Annotated in this window: 17 protein-coding genes and 3 pseudogenes; 12 read left to right on the top strand and 8 right to left on the bottom strand. The window is 65.1% G+C overall.

Features of this window, described 5'->3' with window-relative positions:
- The first annotated feature begins 8 nt into the window (after positions 1-8).
- From L1066_RS07095 to L1066_RS07075, 5 genes are all read left to right on the top strand, one after another.
- On the top strand, positions 9-842 hold the full coding sequence (locus L1066_RS07095; protein ID WP_235735655.1) for an HpcH/HpaI aldolase/citrate lyase family protein: 834 nt from the start codon (positions 9-11) through the stop codon (positions 840-842).
- 20 nt (positions 843-862) lie between these two features.
- A complete protein-coding gene (locus L1066_RS07090) occupies positions 863-1,630 on the top strand; it encodes an enoyl-CoA hydratase/isomerase family protein (protein WP_235735653.1) in 768 nt (255 codons plus the stop codon).
- 109 nt (positions 1,631-1,739) lie between these two features.
- Positions 1,740-3,500 carry a thiamine pyrophosphate-binding protein gene (locus L1066_RS07085; protein WP_235735652.1) on the top strand — a complete coding sequence of 587 codons (1,761 nt, stop codon included), beginning with the start codon at positions 1,740-1,742 and terminating at the stop codon, positions 3,498-3,500.
- Positions 3,497-4,711: a CaiB/BaiF CoA transferase family protein gene (locus L1066_RS07080; protein WP_235735651.1), complete on the top strand. Its 1,215-nt coding sequence runs from the start codon at positions 3,497-3,499 to the stop codon at positions 4,709-4,711. Before L1066_RS07085 ends, L1066_RS07080 begins: the two co-directional genes overlap by 4 nt.
- Positions 4,708-6,234: an aldehyde dehydrogenase gene (locus L1066_RS07075; RefSeq protein WP_235735650.1), complete on the top strand. Its 1,527-nt coding sequence runs from the start codon at positions 4,708-4,710 to the stop codon at positions 6,232-6,234. The genes L1066_RS07080 and L1066_RS07075 overlap by 4 nt, the downstream gene beginning before the upstream one ends.
- A gap of 46 nt (positions 6,235-6,280) precedes the next feature.
- On the opposite strand, the gene L1066_RS07070 is transcribed toward L1066_RS07075, so the two are convergent.
- Entirely contained in the window at positions 6,281-6,685 is a 405-nt protein-coding gene (locus tag L1066_RS07070) for a MarR family winged helix-turn-helix transcriptional regulator (RefSeq protein ID WP_235735649.1), read from the bottom strand.
- 332 nt (positions 6,686-7,017) lie between these two features.
- On the opposite strand from L1066_RS07070, the gene L1066_RS07065 reads away from it, so the two are divergent.
- Positions 7,018-8,499, top strand: a complete 1,482-nt coding sequence (locus tag L1066_RS07065) for a hydroxymethylglutaryl-CoA lyase-like TIM-barrel protein (RefSeq protein ID WP_235735648.1) — start codon at positions 7,018-7,020, stop codon at positions 8,497-8,499.
- On the opposite strand, the gene L1066_RS07060 is transcribed toward L1066_RS07065, so the two are convergent.
- The 3 genes from L1066_RS07060 to L1066_RS07050 are packed head-to-tail and all read right to left on the bottom strand — an operon-like array spanning position 8,480 to position 11,684.
- Complete coding sequence (locus L1066_RS07060) at positions 8,480-8,971, bottom strand: enoyl-CoA hydratase/isomerase family protein (RefSeq protein WP_235735646.1); 492 nt, start codon at positions 8,969-8,971, stop codon at positions 8,480-8,482. The genes L1066_RS07065 and L1066_RS07060 overlap by 20 nt on opposite strands.
- A gap of 9 nt (positions 8,972-8,980) precedes the next feature.
- A complete protein-coding gene (locus L1066_RS07055) occupies positions 8,981-10,483 on the bottom strand; it encodes a CoA-acylating methylmalonate-semialdehyde dehydrogenase (protein ID WP_235735644.1) in 1,503 nt (500 codons plus the stop codon).
- A gap of 40 nt (positions 10,484-10,523) precedes the next feature.
- Positions 10,524-11,684, bottom strand: a complete 1,161-nt coding sequence (locus L1066_RS07050; RefSeq protein WP_235735642.1) for an iron-containing alcohol dehydrogenase — start codon at positions 11,682-11,684, stop codon at positions 10,524-10,526.
- 34 nt (positions 11,685-11,718) lie between these two features.
- Between L1066_RS07050 and L1066_RS07045 the strand changes: the two genes are divergently transcribed.
- From L1066_RS07045 to L1066_RS07025, 5 genes and pseudogenes are all read left to right on the top strand, one after another.
- On the top strand, positions 11,719-12,708 hold the full coding sequence (locus tag L1066_RS07045) for a LysR family transcriptional regulator (RefSeq protein ID WP_312007216.1): 990 nt from the start codon (positions 11,719-11,721) through the stop codon (positions 12,706-12,708).
- 328 nt (positions 12,709-13,036) lie between these two features.
- Positions 13,037-14,215, top strand: a complete 1,179-nt coding sequence (locus tag L1066_RS07040) for an aldehyde dehydrogenase family protein (RefSeq protein ID WP_235735639.1) — start codon at positions 13,037-13,039, stop codon at positions 14,213-14,215.
- A pseudogene (locus L1066_RS07035) lies at positions 14,188-14,478 on the top strand (aldehyde dehydrogenase family protein); the annotation flags it as partial. The gene L1066_RS07040 and the pseudogene L1066_RS07035, both read left to right, overlap by 28 nt.
- Before the next feature lie 50 nt (positions 14,479-14,528).
- Positions 14,529-15,434: an alcohol dehydrogenase catalytic domain-containing protein gene (locus L1066_RS07030; protein ID WP_235735638.1), complete on the top strand. Its 906-nt coding sequence runs from the start codon at positions 14,529-14,531 to the stop codon at positions 15,432-15,434.
- Positions 15,431-15,631, top strand: coding sequence for a hypothetical protein (locus L1066_RS07025; protein WP_235735637.1), 201 nt, complete (start codon positions 15,431-15,433; stop codon positions 15,629-15,631). Before L1066_RS07030 ends, L1066_RS07025 begins: the two co-directional genes overlap by 4 nt.
- A 207-nt stretch (positions 15,632-15,838) precedes the next feature.
- Here L1066_RS07025 and L1066_RS07020 read toward each other — a convergent pair whose 3' ends face one another.
- A complete protein-coding gene (locus tag L1066_RS07020) occupies positions 15,839-16,024 on the bottom strand; it encodes a hypothetical protein (protein WP_235735635.1) in 186 nt (61 codons plus the stop codon).
- A gap of 168 nt (positions 16,025-16,192) precedes the next feature.
- Between L1066_RS07020 and L1066_RS07015 the strand changes: the two genes are divergently transcribed.
- Positions 16,193-17,497 (top strand): IS256 family transposase, encoded by a 1,305-nt coding sequence (locus L1066_RS07015; RefSeq protein WP_376707659.1) that lies wholly within the window; start codon positions 16,193-16,195, stop codon positions 17,495-17,497.
- A 46-nt stretch (positions 17,498-17,543) separates the two neighbouring features.
- Here the strand turns inward: L1066_RS07015 and L1066_RS07010 are convergent.
- The 3 genes and pseudogenes from L1066_RS07010 to L1066_RS07000 all read right to left on the bottom strand — a co-directional run bounded on the left by L1066_RS07010 (position 17,544) and on the right by L1066_RS07000 (position 20,896).
- A pseudogene (locus L1066_RS07010) lies at positions 17,544-18,640 on the bottom strand (2-oxoacid:ferredoxin oxidoreductase subunit beta).
- On the bottom strand, positions 18,637-18,963 hold the full coding sequence (gene fdxA, locus L1066_RS07005) for a ferredoxin (protein WP_235735634.1): 327 nt from the start codon (positions 18,961-18,963) through the stop codon (positions 18,637-18,639). The pseudogene L1066_RS07010 and the gene fdxA overlap by 4 nt, the downstream one beginning before the upstream one ends.
- Positions 18,960-20,896 (bottom strand): annotated as a pseudogene (locus L1066_RS07000) (2-oxoacid:acceptor oxidoreductase subunit alpha). Before L1066_RS07000 ends, fdxA begins: the two are co-directional and overlap by 4 nt.
- Between the last annotated feature and the right edge of the window lie 39 nt (positions 20,897-20,935).

Genomic DNA, 20,935 nt, shown 5'->3' with positions numbered 1-20,935 from the left:
GTGCGACCGTGTCGCCCCCGCCGTGCCCGGCCGTGCTCTTCTGCCCTGCCGATCGGCCGGACAGGTACGACAAGGCGCTGAGTCGTGCCGATGTCCTCATCGTCGACCTGGAGGACGCTGTCGCTCCCGAGCGCAAGCAGGCGGCGCGGGAGATGCTCCGAGACGTCATCCACCTGCTCCCACCCGAGCGAACGGTGGTGCGGATCAACCCACCGAGCACCGAGGAGGGTCTAGCCGACCTAGAGATGCTGGCTGACTCGGCTCTCCGGTTCCTGATGCTTCCCAAGACCGAGGCGGCCGGCGACGTCGAGGAGCTGGCGCCGTGGCGGATCATCGCGCTCTGCGAGACGGCCCGCGGAGTACAGGCAGCCGATTCCATCGCCGCAGTCGAGAACTGCGTCGCCCTGATGTGGGGTGGCGAGGACCTCACCGCCGACCTCGGCGGGTGGAGCAGTCGTCGAGCCGATGGCGGCTATCTACCGCACGTGACATATGCGCGCAGCCGGATCCTTCTTGCCGCGGGTGCTGCTGGAGTACAGGCCTGGGATGGCGTCTACCACGCCATCGAGGATCTCGATGGACTGCGCGCGGAGTCTGCGGATGCCGTGGCCATGGGCTTTGCTGCGAAGGTCGCGATTCATCCGGCACAGGTCCCGGAGATCCGAGCGGCCTATCGGCCCACGGAGGTCCAGGAGGGTTGGGCAGCGCGACTCCTCGCCACGGTCGCGCTCGATGGAGCCGGCGTGAGCAGCTTCGAGGGACGCATGGTCGACGGTCCGCTCATCGCAATGGCTGAACGGATCGCGGCCCGGTCGATGGCCGCCGACAACGACGAGAACTAGTAAGGACGCGACTCATGTCATTGGATTTCGAGCTAGACCAGGGCGTAGCGACGATCACCATCAACCGGCCCGAGCGGATGAACGCGATGGACGGCGCGACCTACCAGGCCCTCTCGGAGGCGTGGATCCGTGTTCGCGATGACGGAGACATCCGTGCCGCCGTCATCACTGGCGCCGGTGAGAAGTCGTTCACGGCGGGAGCCGACCTCAAGTCGTTCGTGGGCTCGCCCGGAGACCTCTCAGAGTTCTGGAACACCCAGAAGGGCCAGTTGCTGAACAAGGGCCTGGAGGTGCACAAGCCTGTGATCGCCGCGGTCAACGGGTATTGCATGGGTGGCGGCGTGACCCTCCTCCTGGCGACCGATCTGCGAGTGGCGGCCTCGCATGCGACGTTCGCTCTCAGTGAGGTCAAACGCGGACTCCTTCCTGCGAACGGAGGCACACAGCGACTTCTCGAACAGCTTCCGCACCCGATCGCCATGGAGATGCTGCTCCTGGGTGAGCCCATCGACGCCGAGACGGCGCTGCGATGGGGCCTTATCAACAAGGTGGTGCCTGCCGAGGAGTTGCTGGAGACGGCCCTGGGCTACGCGCGGCGGCTCGCCGAGCTCCCGCCCCTCGCGGTCCAGGCGTGCAAGGAGCTGGCGATCCGCGCCCGTGACATGGACCGGACGTCGGGCCTGCGCCTCGAGGAGACCATGCTCCGGATGCTCAAGTTCACCGATGACGCCGCCGAGGGCATCGCCGCGTTCTCCGAGCGCCGCCCGCCTGCCTATCAAGGTCGCTGAGCACTTCTACATCCCCGGTCGAGAGGAGATCTCGACCCCACATTCCAGTGCGCAGAGGTGACGCCATCCTGGCCGCACCCGCTGGATATCACGCAGAGGAGAAGGACTGATGGCTCTCATACGAGGAGCGGACGCGATCCTGGACACCCTTGAGGCCTGCGGAACTGATCTGCTGGTCGGCTACATCGGGCACACCACGCAAGAACTGGCCGACGCCACACGCGGGCGCAAGGGAATGCGGACCATCAACCCAACGACTGAGTTGGGTGGGGCGCACCTGATCAACGGGTACAACTTCGTCAAGGGCCGGGGCGCCGCCGCCGGCTTGTGGCACACCTGCGGCACGCTCATGATCCCCATGGCTCTCTATGAGGGCTTGTACTCGAGGATCCCCTCGGTGCATCTCGGCTTCAACACCGATGGCGCGTTCCAGACGCGTGAGGCGATGCAGGAGATGCCGAACGTCGACTCGCTGGCTCCAGTCACCCGCTGGGCGACCAGGGCGGAGCGTCCGGACCGGATACCGGAGCTGATCAACCGAGCGTTCCAGCGGGCTCACGGCGCACCGGCGGGACCCACGTTCGTGGACATTCCGTTCGACCTCACGGTCGACGTCGCTGAGATGGAGATCCCCACCGGATTCCCCTCGCCGACGTACCGTGCCGGTGCGGACCCCGAACAGATCCGAGCTGCGATCAGCCTGCTGGTCAACGCCGAGCGACCTGTGCTGCTGGTCGGCGGCGGCGCGGTCACCTCCGGCGCAGACGATGAGGTTCGTGAGCTCGCTGAGTTGATCGGCCTGCCGGTGACGACCTCGCACACCGCGCAGGGCATCTTGCCAGAGTCGCACCCGCTCTCCCTGGGTTCCAACGGCCCGATCGGGACCCGCTGTGCCAACGACTGGATGGCCGAAGCGGACGTGGTGCTGGCGATCGGAACCAGACTCTCGGAATGGGGCTACAGCCAGTCCTACACCGCGCCCCTTCCGGGCCGACTGATCCATGTCGACACCGACGCTGCCCAGCTGGGCAACTTCTACTTCCCCGAGATCGGCATGATCGGCGACGCCCGGACGGTCTTGAGGCAGCTCATCGAGGCCACGCGTGGCGATGCGGACTTCAGGGAGCTTCCCTACCAGGACCGACCGCACCACCAGCGAGCGGCGCAGATGAAGAAGGAGTGGCAGGCGACGGTCCGGGAGCGGAGCCAATCAGACGAGAGCCCGATCAGCCCTTGGCGGGTTGCGTCGGCGATCGAATCGGCGCTGCGCCCCGAAGACATCATCGCCACGGACACCGGCAATAACCTCGCGTGGGTGTTCCAGGGCACCACCACCGAGCGCTCCCGTCGGCTCGTGACCACCTTCGGCGCGGGCGTGCTCGGGGCGGGGCTGCCGATGGCGTTGGGAGCCAAGCTAGCCAGTCCTGAGTCCAATGTCGTCGTTGGTGTCGGCGACGGTGGCTTCGGCTACTCGTACAACGAGATCGCCCTCGCGTTGCGCGAGAACATCCCGGTCACTGTGGTCGTGTTCAACGACTCCAGCCTCGGCGCCAATCGCAGCTTCATGAACCACCTCTACGGCCAGTCCGCGTGGACCGAGCTCAACAACCCGGACTTCGCCGCCCTCGCACGTGCCTACGGTGCTGAGGGTGAGCGGGTGGAGGATGCCGGCGAGCTGGATGCGGCCGTTGCGCGCGGCGTCGCGTCAGGGACGGTGTATGTCATCGACGTACCGATCAGTCGGGCCCATGATTACCCGGCGACCGGGTCCGGGGGTTCGGTGAAGTGGCCGCCGCGCCAGTGGCCGGCAGACGCCATCGGTACTCGTTCACCGGGACGGTTCGATCGACTGCGGGAAGACGGGGCATGATGGATACGGCCCTCGACGGTCTCGCCCCGCTCAAGGGAGTCACCGTCGTAGATCTGACGGTGAACATCGCCGGGCCGTCGGCCACCTTGATGCTCGCCGACCTCGGCGCCAGAGTGATCAAGGTCGAGCCGCCGGGCGGCGACATCTCGCGAGAGTGGACGCCGCGGGATGAGACGGGCGTTTCGACGGTTTTCTCCGCGTTCAACCGCGGCAAGGAGTCGATCGTGATCGACGCCAAGACCGCCGAGGGTCGTCGTACGATCCACCGACTGGTGGCCGAGGCCGACGTCTTCGTCGAGAGCATGCGGCCCGGCAAGGCGGCGACGCTGGGACTGGGCTGGGAGGATCTCTCGGCGATCAACGAACGTCTCGTCTATTGCAGTGTCAATGCCTTCGGCGATGTCGGTCCGCTGGCTGGTGTGGCCGGATTCGATGCCGTCATCCAGGCCTACTCCGGCTTGATGGAGCTCACCGGCTATCCCGATGGCGAGCCTGCCCGGGTGGGTGGAGCGGTGGTGGACGTCGGCACCGGTACCTGGGCTGCTCTGGGGGTCGTCGCAGCGTTGCTCCAGCGCGAACGTGACGGACGAGGTCAGCGGGTGCAGATGACACTGCTGGGCACGGCAATCGGCTACATGATGCATCATCTGCTGTCGGCGCGTCTGGCCGGCGTGGAGCCGAAGCGGTTGGGCACCGCACAGCACAACTTCGCGCCCTACCAGGCCATTCGAGCGGCGGATGGAATGGTCATGATCGGGGTCAACAGCGATCCGATGTGGCGACGGGCAGCGGTGGCCCTGGGGGCCGAGCGGTTGATCGAGGATCCTCGATTCGCCGACAACGCGTCGCGCAATCGGAATCGTCTCGAGCTGATCGCTGAGATCGAGGCCTGTATTTCTCAGGTGCCGGCCGACGTGGTGGTCGAACGCCTGATGGGGGCCACGGTTCCAGCGTCAGCGGTCCGATCGATCGGCTCATTGATCGGCGACGCTCAACTCGAGGCAATGGGACTGTGGGCCACCACTCCATCCGGAGTTCCTCTGCCACGCACGCCCGTAGCAGACCCGACCGCTCCGATTGGCGAGGTGCCGCTGCTCGGTGAGCACAACCAGGCGATCCTGGCCGAGATCGCAGACAGTGACGGTCTCGTCGACGACATCTGTCGATCAGCATCAGGATCGTCTCCAGCCCAGACGAAGGGAACCGAATGAGCGACCCCGCGGAGCAGCCGGTATTGAGCAATCCCTACGACGGGGTCGCTCGCTACGGTCTCTTCATCGGAGGGAGGTGGGTCGAGTCACGATCGGGCCGCACCTTCACCTCTACCAACCCGACCACGGGTGAACCCTGGGCTGAGGTCGCGGAGGCCGACGCGGCCGATGTCGACGCAGCGGTGCGCGCCGCGCGGAGGGCCTTCGACGGAGGGTGGGGACAGGCGAGCGCGGCGGAGCGCGCAGCGGTGTTGCGTCGGCTCGGCGATGAGCTCGCCAAGCCCGAGGTCATCGAGCGACTGGCTGTGCATGAGCTCCTGGACACCGGCAAGGTCGTCAGGGAGACCATCGGTCTCGCCCGTGCCTTCAGCGGCTGGTGCTACTACTTCGCCGGGCTCGCCGAGAGCCATCGGGGCAGCACGATCCCGGTACCGATGCCCGAGACTTTCGCCTACACGGTGCCGGGTCCCGTCGGAGTTGTCGCGGCGATCACACCGTGGAACTCGCCGATCCTGTTGATGCTGTGGAAGCTCGCTCCTGCATTGGCGGCAGGGAACGTGGTCGTGATCAAGCCCTCCGAAGTGGCGCCGGTGTCAACGCTGGAGTTCGCCAGGGTGGTTGAACGTGCGGGAGTTCCCGCGGGTGTGGTGAACGTCGTGTCCGGACAGCGAGAGGCGGGCGCGGCGCTTGCCGCGCATCCGGGAGTCGACAAGATCGCGTTCACCGGATCGACCGCGACAGGGCGGAGCGTGATGCGCTCTGCAGCCGACAATCTCACTCGCGTGTCGTTGGAGCTCGGTGGGAAGTCCCCCAATATCATCTTCGATGACGCGGACCTGGATCTGGCCGTGAACGGCATCTTGTCGGGCGCCTTCGCGGCAGGTGGTCAGATGTGTACGGCCGGCTCTCGGGTGCTGGTGCACCGGTCGGTCTACGACGAGGTACTGGCCAGACTCGTGAGACGGGTCGAGGCCATCCGCATCGGCGACCCGTTCGATTGGAACTCCGAGATGGGTGCTCTCACCTGGAGCCGCCAGTACGAAGCGGTGCTGGGCCGGATCAGTACCGCTCAAGTCCAGGGGGCGCGGCTCGTGACCGGCGGTGGGCGACCAGACACGGCACCGAGCGAGAAGGGATTCCACGTGGCACCGACCGTGTTCGCCGATGTGAACATGTCGATGGAGCTGGCGAGGGAGGAGATCTTCGGGCCCGTCACAGGGCTTATCCCGTTCTCGACTGAGGAGCAGGCGATCGAGATGGCGAACGACACGCCGTATGGCTTGGCGGCGGCTGTCTGGACCACGAATCTCGGCAGGACGCAACGGATGGTCAACGCTGTTCGGGCGGGCACGGTGTGGGTCAACTGCTACCGCCGGGTCTCCTATGCCGCCCCCTTCGGCGGTCTAAAGGCCAGCGGCCTAGGCCAAGAGAATGGCATCGAGGTCATGCGTGAATACACCGAGGAGAAGACGGTCTGGGTGGACACCCATCCGGAGCCCCGTGACCCCTTCCGGCTCGCCTAGAGGCCGAAGGGGTCGCGGGGCGCGCGATGCCTTCCCCGCTCACATCCTATGCGGACGGATCGCGGTGCTCTCTGATCAAGATCCCCAGTATCCGCAGCAGGGCAGCACGATCCTCCTCGGTGAGCGATCCCAGCAGCTCCTCATTGATCTTGTATGCGCCCTGGGTCGCGATGCGGTGAGCACGGCGACCCTCAGGTGTCATCACGATCAGATTGCGGCGAGCGTCGTCCTTGTCTCGTGTACGCGCCACGAAACCACGGTCAGCTAGCCTAGTGACGATGTTCGCCAGAGTCGAACGGTCGAGCGAGGACCGCTCGCCGAGTTCGGTCTGGTCCAGGGGCTCCTCACGCGACAATGCATGGAGCACAGCGAACTGGGGTGAGGTCAGGCTGCTGACCTGATCTGAGGCGCTCCACAAAGAATAATGCACCTGCTGCGACACGCGGATCATGTACCCGACCATGTCGTTGAATTCGAAGTCGACCTCATTGGGTCTCGTTCTCGCCATCTGGATACCTGCCTGATTGGTTGCAGTCTGATGACGGCAGCATAACGGCAGTATCGTCCGTACGCTGAATGATCAAGAGCGACTTGTTGTTGGAAGGTGGACAGTGTGAGCAACGCGACGTTGCCAAGCAGGGTGAACATCCGAGAGGTCGGTCCTCGTGACGGCCTTCAGATCGAGGAACCGATCGACATCGACCAGAAGATCCGGTTCCTCGACGCCATCGTGCGAACCGGGGTTCGACGGATCGAGGCCACCGCGTTCGTCTCCCCTCGGCGGTGCCCGCGCTGGCAGATGCCGATCAGGTGGCGACCCACGTCCGCGGCCTGGCCGAGATGTATCCGGAGATCGAGTTTTCGGCGCTGGTGGCCAACCTGCGAGGTGTCGAGCGGGCGCTGTCGTCGGGAATCACCAGCCTGGAGTACGTCATCTCGGCCGGCGAGGGGCACAGTCGAGCCAATGCCCGCCGTTCCACCGCCGACGCTTTGGAGGCAATCCCGGCGATCGCGACGCTGGTGCACGAGGCCGGTGGCACCCTCGAGGTCATCGTGGCCACTGCGTGGGACTGCCCGTTCGACGGTCCTACGCCGCTTCGTTCAACCACTGAGATCTGCGCTCGGGCCGTGGACGCTGGCGCCGACCAGCTGTGCCTCGGCGACACCATCGGCACCACGGTGCCCGGCCGTGTGGCCGCATTGGTCGAGTCGGTCCGCAGCGTCACGCCTGAGGTCCCGCTGGGCGTTCACTTCCACAACACCAGGGGCTCAGGGATCGCCAGTGCCTGGGCGGCGGTGTCTGTTGGGGTGACGATGCTCGACTCCGCGGCGGGCGGACTCGGAGGGTGTCCCTTCGCCCCCGGTGCCAGCGGAAATATCGCCACCGAAGAGCTTGTCTATCTCCTCGAGGGGAGTGGTGTCGCCACCGGGATCGACCTCGCCGCGGCCTTGGAAGTGGCGGCTCTCGCCGAGGAGCTGGTGGGCCACCGGGCCGGAAGCCAGCTGCTGCGGGCCGGGGGCCCTCCCGGCCGCAGGGCCGCAGGGCGACAACGACCATCTACTAGGGCCGCGCGGGGCCTCCCGTGTCACCGTCGTATGCGACCCTCACGCGCGACCCTCGCAACAACTTCCGCCACACCGCACCAGAGTGCGCTGGGCACACTGGTCCGGTGCGGACGGCCGTCACCCGAACGACAGCTCGTGATCCAGGGGAGCAAGGATCGCCTCGGTGGCTGCAGGCTCCACCTCGTCGAGTGTCGCCGGCATCCAGCTTGGTCGGCGGTCCTTGTCGATGACCTGGGCGCGAATCCCTTCGCGGAGATCATGGGTGCGGAGGAGCCGTACCGCTGCTCGGAACTCCTGCCGCAGGGCTTGTTCGAGCGAGTACATGTCCCGAGCCATGCGAAGGGCGCGGAGCGTGAGGACCAGAGAGGACGGGGACTTGTGGGCGAGTGCCGCGAGGGTCGACGTGGCCCATTCGTCACCGCGGTGTTGAAGAGCAGCGACGATCTGCGCCGGATCGTCGTGGGCGAAGTCAGCATCGATCTCGGCTCGCATCGCGCTGAGCGTCCCCGGTGGCGAGATCTCGCACAAGTCGGCGAGAGCCTGATCGGGCGGAGTCGTCTCCAGCAGATCCAACAATTGCGGGAGCCGGTCCGCGGCGACGCAATGATCGGCGAGGCCAACCTCGATGACGTCGCTGGCGCCGACGTGCCGGCCCGTGAGTGCGAGATACGTTCCGAGCTCACCTGGGTCTCTGGATAGCAGCCAAGTCCCGCCCACGTCGGGTAGGAAGCCGATGCCCACCTCGGGCATCCCCAGCCGGGTGCGCTCGGTCACCACCCGGTGCGAACCATGAGCCGAGACCCCGACCCCCGCCCAGCGTGATCCCGTCCATCAGCGCGACGTACGGCTTCGGGTAAGAGGCGATCAGCGCGTTGAGCCCATACTCCTTGCGCCAGAAGGTCTCTGAGTGTGCCGTGCCGTTCATGGCATCCTCGTAGAAGACCGAGACATCCCCTCCGGCGCAGAGTCCGCGGTCGCCGGCGCCCAGCACCGCGACGGTCTCGATCCCCGGGTCGGAAGCCCAGGCTGTGAGAGCTTCGGTCATGATCTCGACCATCGTGGTGGTCAATGCGTTGAGTGCCCGCGGCCTGTTCAGCACCATGATGCCGAGCACCCCGCGGCGCTCCAGGATCACAGGCTCTTCCACCGACGTCGTCGACACCTGCGTCATCTCTGCTCCTCAGTTCTGTGGGAAGCCCAGGTTGATTCCGCCCTGGGCAGGGTCGTGCCAGCGGGAGGTGACGGTCTTGACCTGGGTGAAGAAGCGGACACCCTCTGGACCATGTGCCTTGACGTCGCCGAAGAGGGAATCCTTCCAACCACCGAAGCTGAAGGTCGCGACCGGTACCGGGATGGGCACGTTGATGCCGATCATTCCGGCCTGGACCTCGCGCTGGAATCGCCGGGCTGCGCCACCGTCAGTGGTGAAGATCGCAGCCCCGTTGCCGTAGGCGCCGTGATCGATCAGCTCCATCGCGGCTTCGTACGATGGCACTCGAACCACCGAGAGCACCGGACCGAAGATCTCCTCGGTGTAGACCCGTGAGGTGGTGGGGACGTGGTCGATCAGGGTGGGCCCCAGCCAGAAGCCGCCCGGCTCGCCGTCGGGCTTGATCCGACGACCATCCGTCACCACCGTGGCGCCGTCCGCGATGGCTACGTCGATGTAGGAGGCGACCTTGTCGCGATGCTCGGCAGTGACCAGCGGTCCCATGTCGCAGCCTCGGCGGCCGTCGCCGGTGCGGATTCCCGCGACCCGATCGCGGATCCGAGCGACCAGTTCGTCGCCCACTGGATCGACCGCGACGACGACGGAGATCGCCATACAGCGCTCACCGGCCGAGCCGAACCCGGCGTTGATCGCGGAGTCGGCCGCGAGGTCGAGATCCGCATCCGGGAGCACCAGCATGTGGTTCTTCGCGCCGCCGAGAGCTTGGACCCGCTTGCCGTGAGCGGTTCCGGTCTCATAGACGTACCGGGCGATCGGGGTGGAGCCGACGAAGCTGACGGCTCGCACATCGGGGTGAGTCAGCAGACCGTCCACAGCCTCCTTGTCGCCGTTCAGGACGGTGAAGACGCCGTCGGGGAGACCTGCCTCCTGCCAGAGGCGGGCTATCCACAGAGCGGCAGACGGGTCCTTCTCGGATGGCTTCAGGATCACGGTGTTACCCGCGGCGATAGCGATGGGGAAGAACCAAGACGGCACCATCGCAGGAAAGTTGAAGGGCGAGATGATGGCTACGACTCCCAACGGCTGTTTGATCGAGTAGACGTCAACCCCCGACGAGACCTCTTCCGAAAACTCCCCCTTGAGGTGGTGGGCGAGGCTCGTGGCGAACTCCACGACCTCCTGGCCCCGGCTGATCTCGCCGAGGGCGTCGTCGAGCACCTTGCCGTGCTCCGCGGTGATGATCTCGGCCAACTCGTGCTTGCGGCTCTCCAGCAGCTCGCGGAATGCGAACAACACGGTCTGTCGCCGGGCCAGAGACAGCCCGCTCCAAGCCGGGAAGGCCGCCTTCGCGCTGGCCACGGCCGCCTCGATCTCGGAGGCTCCCGCCAGCGCGACGGACTTGGTCTGGATGCCTCGGGCGGGGTCGTACACGGGAGCGGTGCGCCCGCCGCTTTGCGGGTGTTTCGCGCCATCGATCCAATGGGGAACGATCGGTAGGGATGAGGCGGTCATGGGATTTCTCCTCAGGTGGTCCGGATGGGTGGGGAAGCGGTCAGGCATAGATCCGCTGGAAGATCCCTTCGATCTCTTCGGCCGAGGGGATCCGGGGGTTGTTCGCTGGTGATCCCGAGGCGATCGCCTGCTGAGCCATCGTCGGCACGGCCGCGTCCCAGTCGGCGCGATCGATGCCGCGTCCTGCGGGTGTCGGGACCTCGAGATCGGTGGAGAGTCGCCGCAGCTCGCGCACTAACGCTTCGGCAGCGTCCGCGTTTGAGTCGTCGGCGTCTGCGACGCCTAGTGTCCGCGAGCAGTCGGCGTACCGGCCTTCGGCCGCAGACAGCGAGAAGGCCGTGACCTCCGCGAAGAGCATTGCGTTGGCCATCCCGTGGGCGATGTGGAAGTGCGCGCCCAACGGGCGGCTCATTCCGTGAACGAGCGCCACGCTGGCGTTTGAGAAGGCGACGCCAGCCATGGTGGCGGCGACCATCATCTCGGCGCGCGCGGTCACGTCGGCGCCGTCGGCGTAGGCCTTTCGCAGATGCTTTCCGATGCGATCGATCGCCGCCAGTGCGAAAGTGTCCGACACGGGATTCGCCTTGCGGCTCACGTAGGCCTCGACAGCATGCGTCAGTGCATCGATTCCGGTATCGGCAGTCAGGCGCGCGGGCATGGATACGGTCAGCTCATAGTCGACTACGGCCGCCGACGGCATATAGGAAGGCCCGGCACACAGCATCTTCTCGCCGGACGCGCTATCGGTGATGATCGTGAACATCGTGCTCTCCGACCCGGTGCCAGCGGTCGTCGGAATAGCGATCACCGGCAGGGTGGCCCCGTCGTAGCGGTACGGGGCCTTCAGGTCGCTCATGCTGCCTCCGCGAACAGCCAGCACGGCGAGAGCCTTGGCCGTGTCTATCGGACTGCCGCCACCGAGAGCTACGATGCTGTCGGCGTCGTGCCGCCTGAGTGCAGTCAAACCGTCGGCGAGCGAGTCCGTCGTGGGGTCCGGGATAGTCCCGTCGTAGATCTCAGGTTGGGCACCGCCGGCGATCAGGAGCTCAGCTGCTCGCTGTGCCGTGCCGTTGGAAGCCAAGTAGTTGTCGGTGACGATGAGGGGGCGTCGAGAGCCGAGGGTCGCTGTCACTTCACCGATGCTCTCGATACTTCCGGCGCCGATGCGAAGCAGTGGTGGGATACGCAGATCGAAGTTCACGAGTCCAGACTCGGCTGCATAGTTGCGGGAGTCAATGTGCTTCTGCGCAGAAAGTACTGCAGTGATGCAGGATAGGGCGATGGACATTGGAAACCTGAGTTCCCTCTTGGAGACGGCCCGCACCGGCACACTGCGGGGTGCTGCGGCCCGACTCAGGGTTGACGAGACGACAGTTTCGCGTCGGATAGCGCGCCTGGAGAAGGAACTCGGCGTGCGGCTGTTCGACCGCGGGGCCCGAAGCTGGAGTCTCACGGAGTCCGGCAGGGCCCTACTTCCCCACGCGGAGGCGATCGACTCGGAGGCAGCACGCGCCCGCGAGAGCCTCTCCTCGTCAAGCGGTGAGCTCTCCGGAACGGCCAGGGTCCTGACCATGGACGGGTTCGGCGCCTACCTGCTGATACCGGGCCTGGCGCCGCTGTTACGAGCTCACCCGCGCTTGGAACTCGAAATCTTGACTGGCAGCTCGCGGGGTTTGGTGACCGCGCGGGACTTCGATCTCGCCGTGACCTTGGAACGTCCGGGCCCACGATCCGCCATCGTCAGCCGACTCGCATACTACGACCTCAAGTTCTATGCCTCGCACGAGTATCTTCGACGTCACGGTTGTCCACAGGAACTACGGGAGCTCCGGGAACATCATGATCTGGTCTGGTACATCGACTCGGTCTTGGACGTCGAGCCATTGCGCATCCTTGAGACTTTGGTCCCTAGGGCGCGGGCCCGGGTCCAGACCAACAACATCGCTGGACACCATGCGGCGGCGCGAGCTGGACTGGGCATCGTCCCGCTCCCGACCTACATCGGCGGAGAGGATCCGGAGCTGACCGAGGTGCTGGGGCAATCGCTTCATGCTCGGCGTTGCTACTGGCTCGTGGTCCCTCACGAGTCGGCGCGCCTGTGGCGTGTCCGAGAGACTGCAGAGGCGATCACCGCGCTCGTGCGCGAGCACCCGCGACTTCAGCTTGCCGATGGGTGCTCCACATTGGGCGCGCGCCGCGATCGCATCGAAGGTGACGGCGATTGATGCGCCGACTGCGAGACGCATGCTGCATGTGGCAGCGATGTTGCCTCGGTCGTGCTGTCTTGCCTATCCCCTGCCACGGGCATGTCGACCTCGACCCCTGAGAAACTTCGTCGTTGTCTGAGGCGTCGATCGCGATGTTTGCATCGTCCGTGGCGCGTATGACCCACGGTCCGCTCTGAAGCCATGGCAGGTTTGTCACATTACGGAGGGGCAGTGGCACGGGTTGACATCGTTTGTGAGCGTAGTTACATTGCGGGTGTTTAATCAGTGTACTGAGGAAAGCGCAAGATGACTCAGACCACCGTTCCTTCTGCAAGAGAGTGCACAGATGACTGATCACGACCAGTTCTTCTACGGTGGGCAGTGGCAGAAACCGCTGGATCCGGAGGGTCGGATCCAAGCTGTCTCTCCGAACGACAGTCAGTTGCTAGGGTCCTGTGTTGCACCAGGCCGCGCGGACGTCGATGCCGCAGTCGCGGCTGCGCAAGATGCCTTCGAGGACCCCCGCGGTTGGTCGTCTTGGCCAACTTCGGCGCGCGCAGCGGCGATGGAACGCCTCGCGGACATCCTGGAGGTCCGCGGGGAGGAGCTCGCTACGCTTGTCAGCGCGCAGAATGGGATGCCGATCTCGCAGAGCCTTGCGGCCGAAGCAACCACCGGCCCGAGCCTACTGCGCTACTACGCAAGCATGATCAGGGCGCAGGATGTCGAGGAGTTGCGAGATGGCGATGGACGCGACCTGATCGTTCGGTCCGAGCCGGTGGGCGTCGTTGCCTCCATCGTGCCGTGGAACTTTCCGATTGGCCTCGCCTTCATGAAGCTCGCGCCGCTGATGGCCGCGGGTTGCACGACCGTACTCAAACCGTCGCCTGAGACGGTGTTGGACTCCTTTGTGCTCGCCGAATGTGTCGCGGAAGCGGAGTTGCCTCCGGGAGTCCTCAACATTCTGCCGGGGGACCGTGAACTCGGCGCCTACTTGGTCGAGCATCCCGGAGTCGACAAAGTGACGTTCACCGGGTCGACCCGTGGTGGAAGGCAGGTCGCCCAGCGCTGCGGTGAGTTGTTGCGGCCCGTCTCACTGGAGCTTGGAGGCAAGTCCGCTGGCATCGTCCTCGACGACGCCGACCTCCTCACCCACCGCGCGGAGTTCTTGGGCGCAACAATGTTTAACAACGGACAGACCTGTTGGCTTAGTACTCGGATTCTCGTCCCGAAGAGTCGAGCGTCAGAGTTCCTGGACGCCGTCACCGACATTGTCGCCTCGCAGCTCGTAGGGTCGTCATTGGACCACGACACGGAGATCGGCCCGATGGCGACGGCAGGGCACCGTGATCGTGTCGAGGGTTTCCTTCAGCGCGGTCTGCGGCAGGGCGCGCGAGTGACCACTGGGGAGGCCGGCCCGCGGGACGGGAGCAGGGTTGGTTCGTCGAACCGACGGTCCTCGCCGATCTTGACAATAGCGCCGAAGCTGCCCGGGAGGAGATCTTCGGTCCAGTGCTGTGCGTGATCCCCTACCGCGACGTGGAGGACGCAATCGCGATTGCGAACGACACCGAGTACGGGTTGGGCGGCACCGTGTGGACAGGAGATGAGCAGCGCGGGATCGAGATTGCGCGCAGGATCCGCACGGGCACCGTGGGTATCAACAGTTATGCGCCAGATCAGCGCGCTCCAATTGGCGGTGTGCGGAGCAGTGGCTTCGGCCGGGAGATGGGCCCTGAGGGCCTCGCCGAGTACCAGTCCCTGAAATCGATCTTTCCTCACCCCTGACCTCTCCCGGAACTGGTTCGAGGCAGGGCTACGCCAAGGAGAATGGAACGATGCACGAAATGCTTGCCGCGGTCGCTCGGGCGCCGCACCATGAGATGGACTTCACGCGGCTCCAGTTAGAGGAGCCGCAGCCTCACGAGTTGATCGTAGAGGTGAAGGCCGCGGGGATCTGCCACTCAGACCTGTCTGGTCGAGACGGTCACTACCCCTTCTCCTTGCCAGGTGTTCTCGGGCATGAGGGCGTCGGAATCGTCCGACGTGTTGGCTCCGAGGTATCAGCGGCGGCGGTCGGCGACCGGGTCGTCATGAGCCAAGCATTCTGTGGTGAGTGCGATGCGTGTCGCGCCGACCGAGTGACAGCGTGTCCTTTCACGACCGAGCTAGCCCTGAAAGGCCTCCGGGCCGACGGAACGCCCACGATGAGCGATGGTCAGGGCCGGACGATCTCTGGTTCCTTCCTCGGGCAGTCCTCATGGGCAACGCATGCGTTGGTCCGCGAGTGGAACCTCGCTCTGTTGCCGGCGGACGTGCCATGGGAGGTTGCTGCACCTATGGCTTGTGGCGTGCAGACTGGTGCTGGGGCGGTTCTCAACGTCCTCCGACCGACCTCTGCCGAATCGATCGTCGTGTTCGGCGCTGGCACGGTCGGCTTGAGCGCCGTGATGGCTGCTCGACATGTCGGCTGTCACACGATCGTCGTCGTCGACACGGTCGATAGTCGGCTTGCCACTGCTCGCGAGTTGGGTGCGACGCACGTGATCAATGCCGTATCCGAGGATGCCGTGACGGCCGTTCGGTTGATCACCGATGGCGGCGCGGACTTCTCGGTCGAAGCCAGTGGTGCAGTTGCCGCAGGACCCCAGGCCGTCGAGGCCCTCAGCGGTCGCGGCAGCTGTATCCTGCTCGGGACTCCCCCTTCGGGACCAAGATTGAACTTGATTGGGTCGACATCGTGAGCGGTCGAACTGTCTTGGGTGCACCTTTCGGAGGTGCCCGGCCGTCCGTCACGATCGGAAAGCTGCTGGAGATGCGTGCGGCGGGTGATCTCCCGATTGAGAAGCTGGTGCGGACCTATCCGTTCGAGAGCATTGACCAGGCGATTAAAGACATGGAGTCTGGCGAAGTGATCAAGCCGGTCCTCCTTTTCGAATAGGCCACTTGGATGCCGAGTCCTCGGGCTTCTCCGGATCGATGCCTGAGACCGGGTCTCCGGTAGGAGGATCGATGTGTCGCCCGAGGAGACTTTCGCGACGGACTCCTGGTAATTGAGGGAACGCCAATCTTCTCAGCACCGTCGCCGGGGTCGGCAGCAGCGTCCGGTGCCGGCACGAGCTGGAGAGCTTACGGGAGAGGTAGGGCGTCAAGCAGCGGATGATCTTCCGTTTCGACGTTCCTTCGGCGGCGGGATGGCGTCCTCCACGATCCAGGCCAGCTCCCGGACCTTGTCGCCCACCATCGCGTCGCTGACCGCGCGGGCAGCGACGGCTCGTTCGCGCTGCTTCCAGGGATCGATAGGTGCGCGCGGCGAGTGCCCGGCGCTGCTCACGCAGGACCCGACCGATCGAGTCGACCCAACGCGGGGACTGTCCGACGAACGGTGTAAGTGGCTCGACACGCCGACTGGTTGATTGGCGGAGAGGAGTCACTGGTGACCGAGACACTGGCGGGTATGAGCTCACCAAGCGCTGAGGATCTCACCGAGCGGTCTCTGGCTGTGGCCGCGGTGAAGGGGGTGAACGACAAGCCCGTCGCAGCCGATCTGGATCCGGCTGAGCCGTCGGCCGAAGAGTTGGCCATCGCCCGGGAGTTGGTGCGTTCAGCGCGTGTGCGTGGGGTCTCGATGACCGGTCCGGACGGGATGTTGAAAGCGTTGACCAAGACGGTCATCGAGACCGCGTTGGACGAGGAGATGACCGAGCACCTCGGCTACGACAAGCACGAGGTGAGCGGTCGTGGTAGCGGCAACTCCCGCAACGGCGTCCGCACCAAGACCGTGCTCACCGGCAATGTGGGCCCGGTCCAGATTGAGGTACCCCGCGACCGGGCTGCCACCTTCGACTCGATGATCGTGAAGAAACGCCAGCGTCGTCTGGGCGGGGTCGACACGATCGTGTTGTCCCTGGTCGCCAAAGGGCTCACCACCGGTGAGGTGTCGGCGCACTTCGAGGAGATCTACGGCGCGTCGTTGTCGAAGGACACCATCTCGAGGATCACCGATCGGGTGCTGACCGAGATGGCTGAATGGATGGCCCGACCGCTGGAGAAGGTCTACGCCGCGGTGTTCATCGATGCGATCTACGTCAAAGTGCGCGACGGTCAGGTCGCCAACCGGCCCTTCTACGCCGCGATCGGAGTCGATCTGACTGGCCACAAAGACGTCCTCGGACTGTGGGCCGGCACGGGCGGTGGAGAGAGCGCGAAGTTCTGGTTGCAGGTGCTTACCGAGATCAAGAACCGTGGTGTCAACGACGTGTTCTTGGTCGTGTGCGACGGCCTCAAGGGGCTGCCCGACTCAGTCGGCGCAGTGTTCGCCCAAGCCGTGGTGCAGACCTGCATCATCCACCTGATCCGCAACACGTTCCGCTATGCCTCGAAGAAGTACTGGGGCCAGATCGCAGTCGATCTCAAGCCGATCTACAGAGCCCCCTCGCGCGATGCGGCCTGGGCGGCGTTCGAAGAGTTCGAAGAGAAGTGGGGCAAGCCGTATCCCGCCATCGGACAGCTGTGGCGCAACGCGTGGGAGCAGTTCGTACCGTTCCTCGACTATGACGCCGAGATCCGCACCGTGCTGTGCTCCACCAACGCGATCGAGTCGTTGAACGCTCGCTACCGCCGTGCGGTCACCGTGCGGGGCCACTTCCCGACCGAGCAGGCCGCGTTGAAGTGTCTCTACCTGGTCACCAGAGCGCTGGACCCCAAAGGCACAGGTCAGACACGATGGACCATGCGCTGGAAGCCAGCGCTCAACGCCTTCGCCATCACCTTCGGCGACCGGATGCCCACCGCAGAGAACCACTGAAATGAGAACCGCCGCTTACACCGTTATTCGGACAGACCCCTGTGCCTCAGGTGATGGTCCAGGTGTCGCCGTTGTTGATGAGGTTGGTGAGGCGGTTGTGGGGGGTGGTGGTGTGTTCGTTCTTGGCGGTGGTGATTTGGGCGCGGGCGAGGTCGTCGTAGGCGGGGCGTTGGACTTGGCGGAAGATGCCGATGGGGCTTTGGTTGAGGTAGCCCGAATCGGTGAGTCGGCTGATGGCGAAGGCGGTCGACGGGTCGGGGTTGTGGGCGTCGTGGATGAGGATCTGTTCGATGCCTACTTCGGCGACCTCGACCACTTCGATACCACCGGTGGTGGGGTTGCGGATGAGGCCTTTGGTGCCTATGCCGTCTTCTCCGGGGGTGCCGAAGGTGATGGGTTGGTCGTGGACGAGGGGGATGATGGCGTTGGCTTTTGAGTCGGGGTTCTTGATGGCGTCGAAGGCGCCGTCGTTGAAGATGGGGCAGTTTTGGTAGATCTCGACGAGTGAGGTGCCGCGGTGGGCGGTGGCTGCGGTGAGCACGCTGGTGAGGTGTTTGCGGTCGCTGTCGATGGTGCGGGCGACGAAGGTTCCTTCGGCTCCCAGGGCGAGGGAGACGGGGTTGAAGGGGTGGTCGAGGGAGCCGACGGGGGTGGATTTGGTGATTTTGCCGATCTCGCTGGTGGGGGAGTATTGGCCTTTGGTGAGCCCGTAGATGCGGTTGTTGAACAGCAAGATGGTCATGTTGACGTTGCGGCGCAGCGCGTGGATGAGGTGGTTGCCGCCGATGGACAGGGCGTCGCCGTCGCCGGTGACGACGAAGACGTGGAGGTCTTCGCGGGCGACTGCGAGGCCGGTGGCGATGGAGGGGCGCGTCCGTGGATGGAGTGCATGCCGTAGGTGTCGAGGTAGTACGGGAATCTTGAGGAGCAGCCGATACCGGAGATGAACACGACGTTTTCGCGGCGGATGTTCAAGGTGGGCAGGAAGCTCTGGACGGCTTTCAACACTGCGTAGTCGCCGCAGCCGGGGCACCAGCGGACTTCTTGGTCGCTGGTGAAGTCCTTGCCGGTGAGGCTCTCGCCCTCGGGCAGGGTGGGTACGCCGGTGGTGCCGAGGGTGGGGAGTCCCAGATCGATGCTCATGAGTCTTCTCCTTGTGGCGGGAGTGCGGTGACGTCTGGGTGGTCGAGGTGGTTGGTGTTGGTCTTGGTGGCGCCGCCGGAGGATCCGAGTTCGGTGAAGAAGTCGGCGTTGATGGTCAGGAAGCCCGACGATTCCTCGGGCAGGTCGTCTTCGTAGAAGATCGCTTCGGTGGGGCAGACGGGTTCGCAGGCGCCGCAGTCGACGCATTCGTCGGGGTGGATGTAGAGCATCCGGGTGCCTTCGTAGATGCAGTCGACGGGGCATTCGTCGATGCAGGCGCGGTCCTTGACGTCGATGCAGGATTCGTTGATGACGTAGGTCATGCGTGGGCTCCGGGGGTGCTCATCGTGAGGTCGACGGTGGTGTTGTCGGTTTGGGCGACGAGGTCGCTGATGGCTTGGGCGAGGTCGGCGGCTTTGAGGGGGAGGCCGCGGACTTGGTTGTAGCCGACGATGTCGACGAGGTATTTGGCGCGGAGCAGTAGGGAGAGTTGGCCGAGGTTCATCTCGGGGACCAGGACTTTGTCGTAGCGGGTGAGGATGTCGCCGAGGTCGTTGGGGAAGGGGTTGAGGTGGCGCAGGTGGAGGTGCGCGACGTGGTAGCCGGCTTTGCGGACGCGGCGGACGCCGGCGCCGATGGGTCCGTAGGTGGAGCCCCAGCCGAGTGCCAGCACTTTGGCTTGCCCGGAGGGGTCGTCGACCTCCAAGGGGGGCAGGGAGTTGGCGATGGCGTCGATCTTGGCTTGGCGGGTGCGGACCATGTGGTCGTGGTTGGCGGGGTCGTAGGAGATGTTGCCCGAGCCGGTGGTGCCGTCTTTCTCGAGGCCGCCGATGCGGTGCTCGAGTCCGGGGGTGCCGGGGATCGCCCAGGGCCGGGCCAGGGTGTCGGGGTCGCGGGAGTAGGGCTCGAACGTGTCGCCGTTGAGGGTCTCGGTGGTGGTGAAGTTGGGGTTGATGAGGGGAGGTCGTCGACGGTGGGGATGGCCCAGGGTTCGGAGCCGTTGGCGAGGTAGCCGTCGGAGAGGAGCATGACGGGGGTGCGGTAGGTGATGGCGATGCGTGCTGCCTCGACGGCGGCGGTGAAGCAGTCGCCGGGTGAGGAGGGGGCGATGATCGGTACGGGTGCTTCACCGTTGCGCCCGAACATGGCTTGGAGCAGGTCGGATTGTTCGGTCTTCGTGGGCAGGCCGGTGGAGGGGCCGCCGCGTTGCACGTTGACCACGATCAGGGGCAGTTCGGTCATGACCGCGAGCCCGATGGCCTCACCCTTCAACGCGACACCGGGTCCGGAGGTGGTGGTGACGCCGAGGTGGCCGGCGAAGGAGGCGCCGATGGCGGCGCCCACGCCGGCGATCTCGTCTTCGGCCTGCAAGGTGGTGACACCGAACGACTTGTGTTTGGACAACTCGTGGAGGATGTCGCTCGCGGGGGTGATCGGATACGAGCCGAGGAACACCGGCAGTCCGGAGCGGACCCCGGCAGCGATGAGGCCGTAGGACAGGGCGAGGTTGCCGGTGATGTTGCGGTAGGTGCCCGCGGGCATGGTGGCGGGTTTCACCTCGTACTGCACCGCGAACGCTTCGGTGGTCTCGCCGTAGTTCCAGCCGGTCTTGAACGCGGTGATGTTGGCATCGCGGATGGCGGGGGCCTTGGCGAACTTCTTCGACAAGAACTCCACCGTGGTGTCGGTGGGGCGTCCGTACATCCACGACAACAATCCGAGGGCGAACATGTTCTTCGCCCGGGCTGCGTCCTTGCGTGACAACCCGTACTCGGCCACCGAGGCCACCGTCATCCCGGTCAGGTCCACCGGCTGCACGTTGAACGACCCCAACGGGTCGTTCGCGTCCCCCAGCAGATCCAACGGGTTGGCGTCGTAGCCGGCCTTGTCCAGGTTGCGTTTGGTGAAGTCGTGGGTGTCCACGATGATCGTGCACCCCGCGGGCAGGTCACCGATGTTGGCCTTCAACGCCGCCGGGTTCATCGCCACCAACACATCAGGGGCATCACCAGCAGTCAAGATGTCGTGGTCAGCAAAATGCACCTGGAACGACGACACCCCCGGGATCGTGCCCTGAGGCGCCCGGATCTCGGCCGGGAAGTTCGGCAACGTCACCAGATCATTGCCAAACGCAGCCGACTCCTGAGTGAAACGATCACCGGTGAGCTGCATCCCGTCACCGGAATCACCGGCAAAACGAATGATCACCCGGTCGAGCTGACGGACCGGCTTGGTTCGACTCACAAGGTCTTTCACCGAGGCTCCTTCGCCGACGAGATCGTGAGAATGGCCGTC

Origin of the sequence: Nocardioides alcanivorans, assembly GCF_021555175.1 — a bacterium.
In the GTDB taxonomy this organism is placed as follows: Bacteria; Actinomycetota; Actinomycetes; order Propionibacteriales; family Nocardioidaceae; genus Nocardioides; species Nocardioides alcanivorans.
This window is presented reverse-complemented; position numbering and strand designations above follow the sequence as displayed.

Excerpts from the sequence above, each read along its gene's own strand:
- fdxA (WP_235735634.1), bottom strand. The coding sequence starts at position 18,963 with ATGACCTACGTCATCAACGAATCCTGCATCGACGTCAAGGACCGCGCC.
- L1066_RS07040 (WP_235735639.1), top strand. The coding sequence starts at position 13,037 with ATGACTGATCACGACCAGTTCTTCTACGGTGGGCAGTGGCAGAAACCG.
- L1066_RS07075 (WP_235735650.1), top strand. The coding sequence starts at position 4,708 with ATGAGCGACCCCGCGGAGCAGCCGGTATTGAGCAATCCCTACGACGGG.
- L1066_RS07080 (WP_235735651.1), top strand. The coding sequence starts at position 3,497 with ATGATGGATACGGCCCTCGACGGTCTCGCCCCGCTCAAGGGAGTCACC.
- L1066_RS07085 (WP_235735652.1), top strand. The coding sequence starts at position 1,740 with ATGGCTCTCATACGAGGAGCGGACGCGATCCTGGACACCCTTGAGGCC.
- L1066_RS07030 (WP_235735638.1), top strand. The coding sequence starts at position 14,529 with ATGCACGAAATGCTTGCCGCGGTCGCTCGGGCGCCGCACCATGAGATG.
- L1066_RS07045 (WP_312007216.1), top strand. The coding sequence starts at position 11,719 with ATGTGCTTCTGCGCAGAAAGTACTGCAGTGATGCAGGATAGGGCGATG.
- L1066_RS07060 (WP_235735646.1), bottom strand. The coding sequence starts at position 8,971 with ATGACGCAGGTGTCGACGACGTCGGTGGAAGAGCCTGTGATCCTGGAG.
- L1066_RS07070 (WP_235735649.1), bottom strand. The coding sequence starts at position 6,685 with ATGATCCGCGTGTCGCAGCAGGTGCATTATTCTTTGTGGAGCGCCTCA.
- L1066_RS07055 (WP_235735644.1), bottom strand. The coding sequence starts at position 10,483 with ATGACCGCCTCATCCCTACCGATCGTTCCCCATTGGATCGATGGCGCG.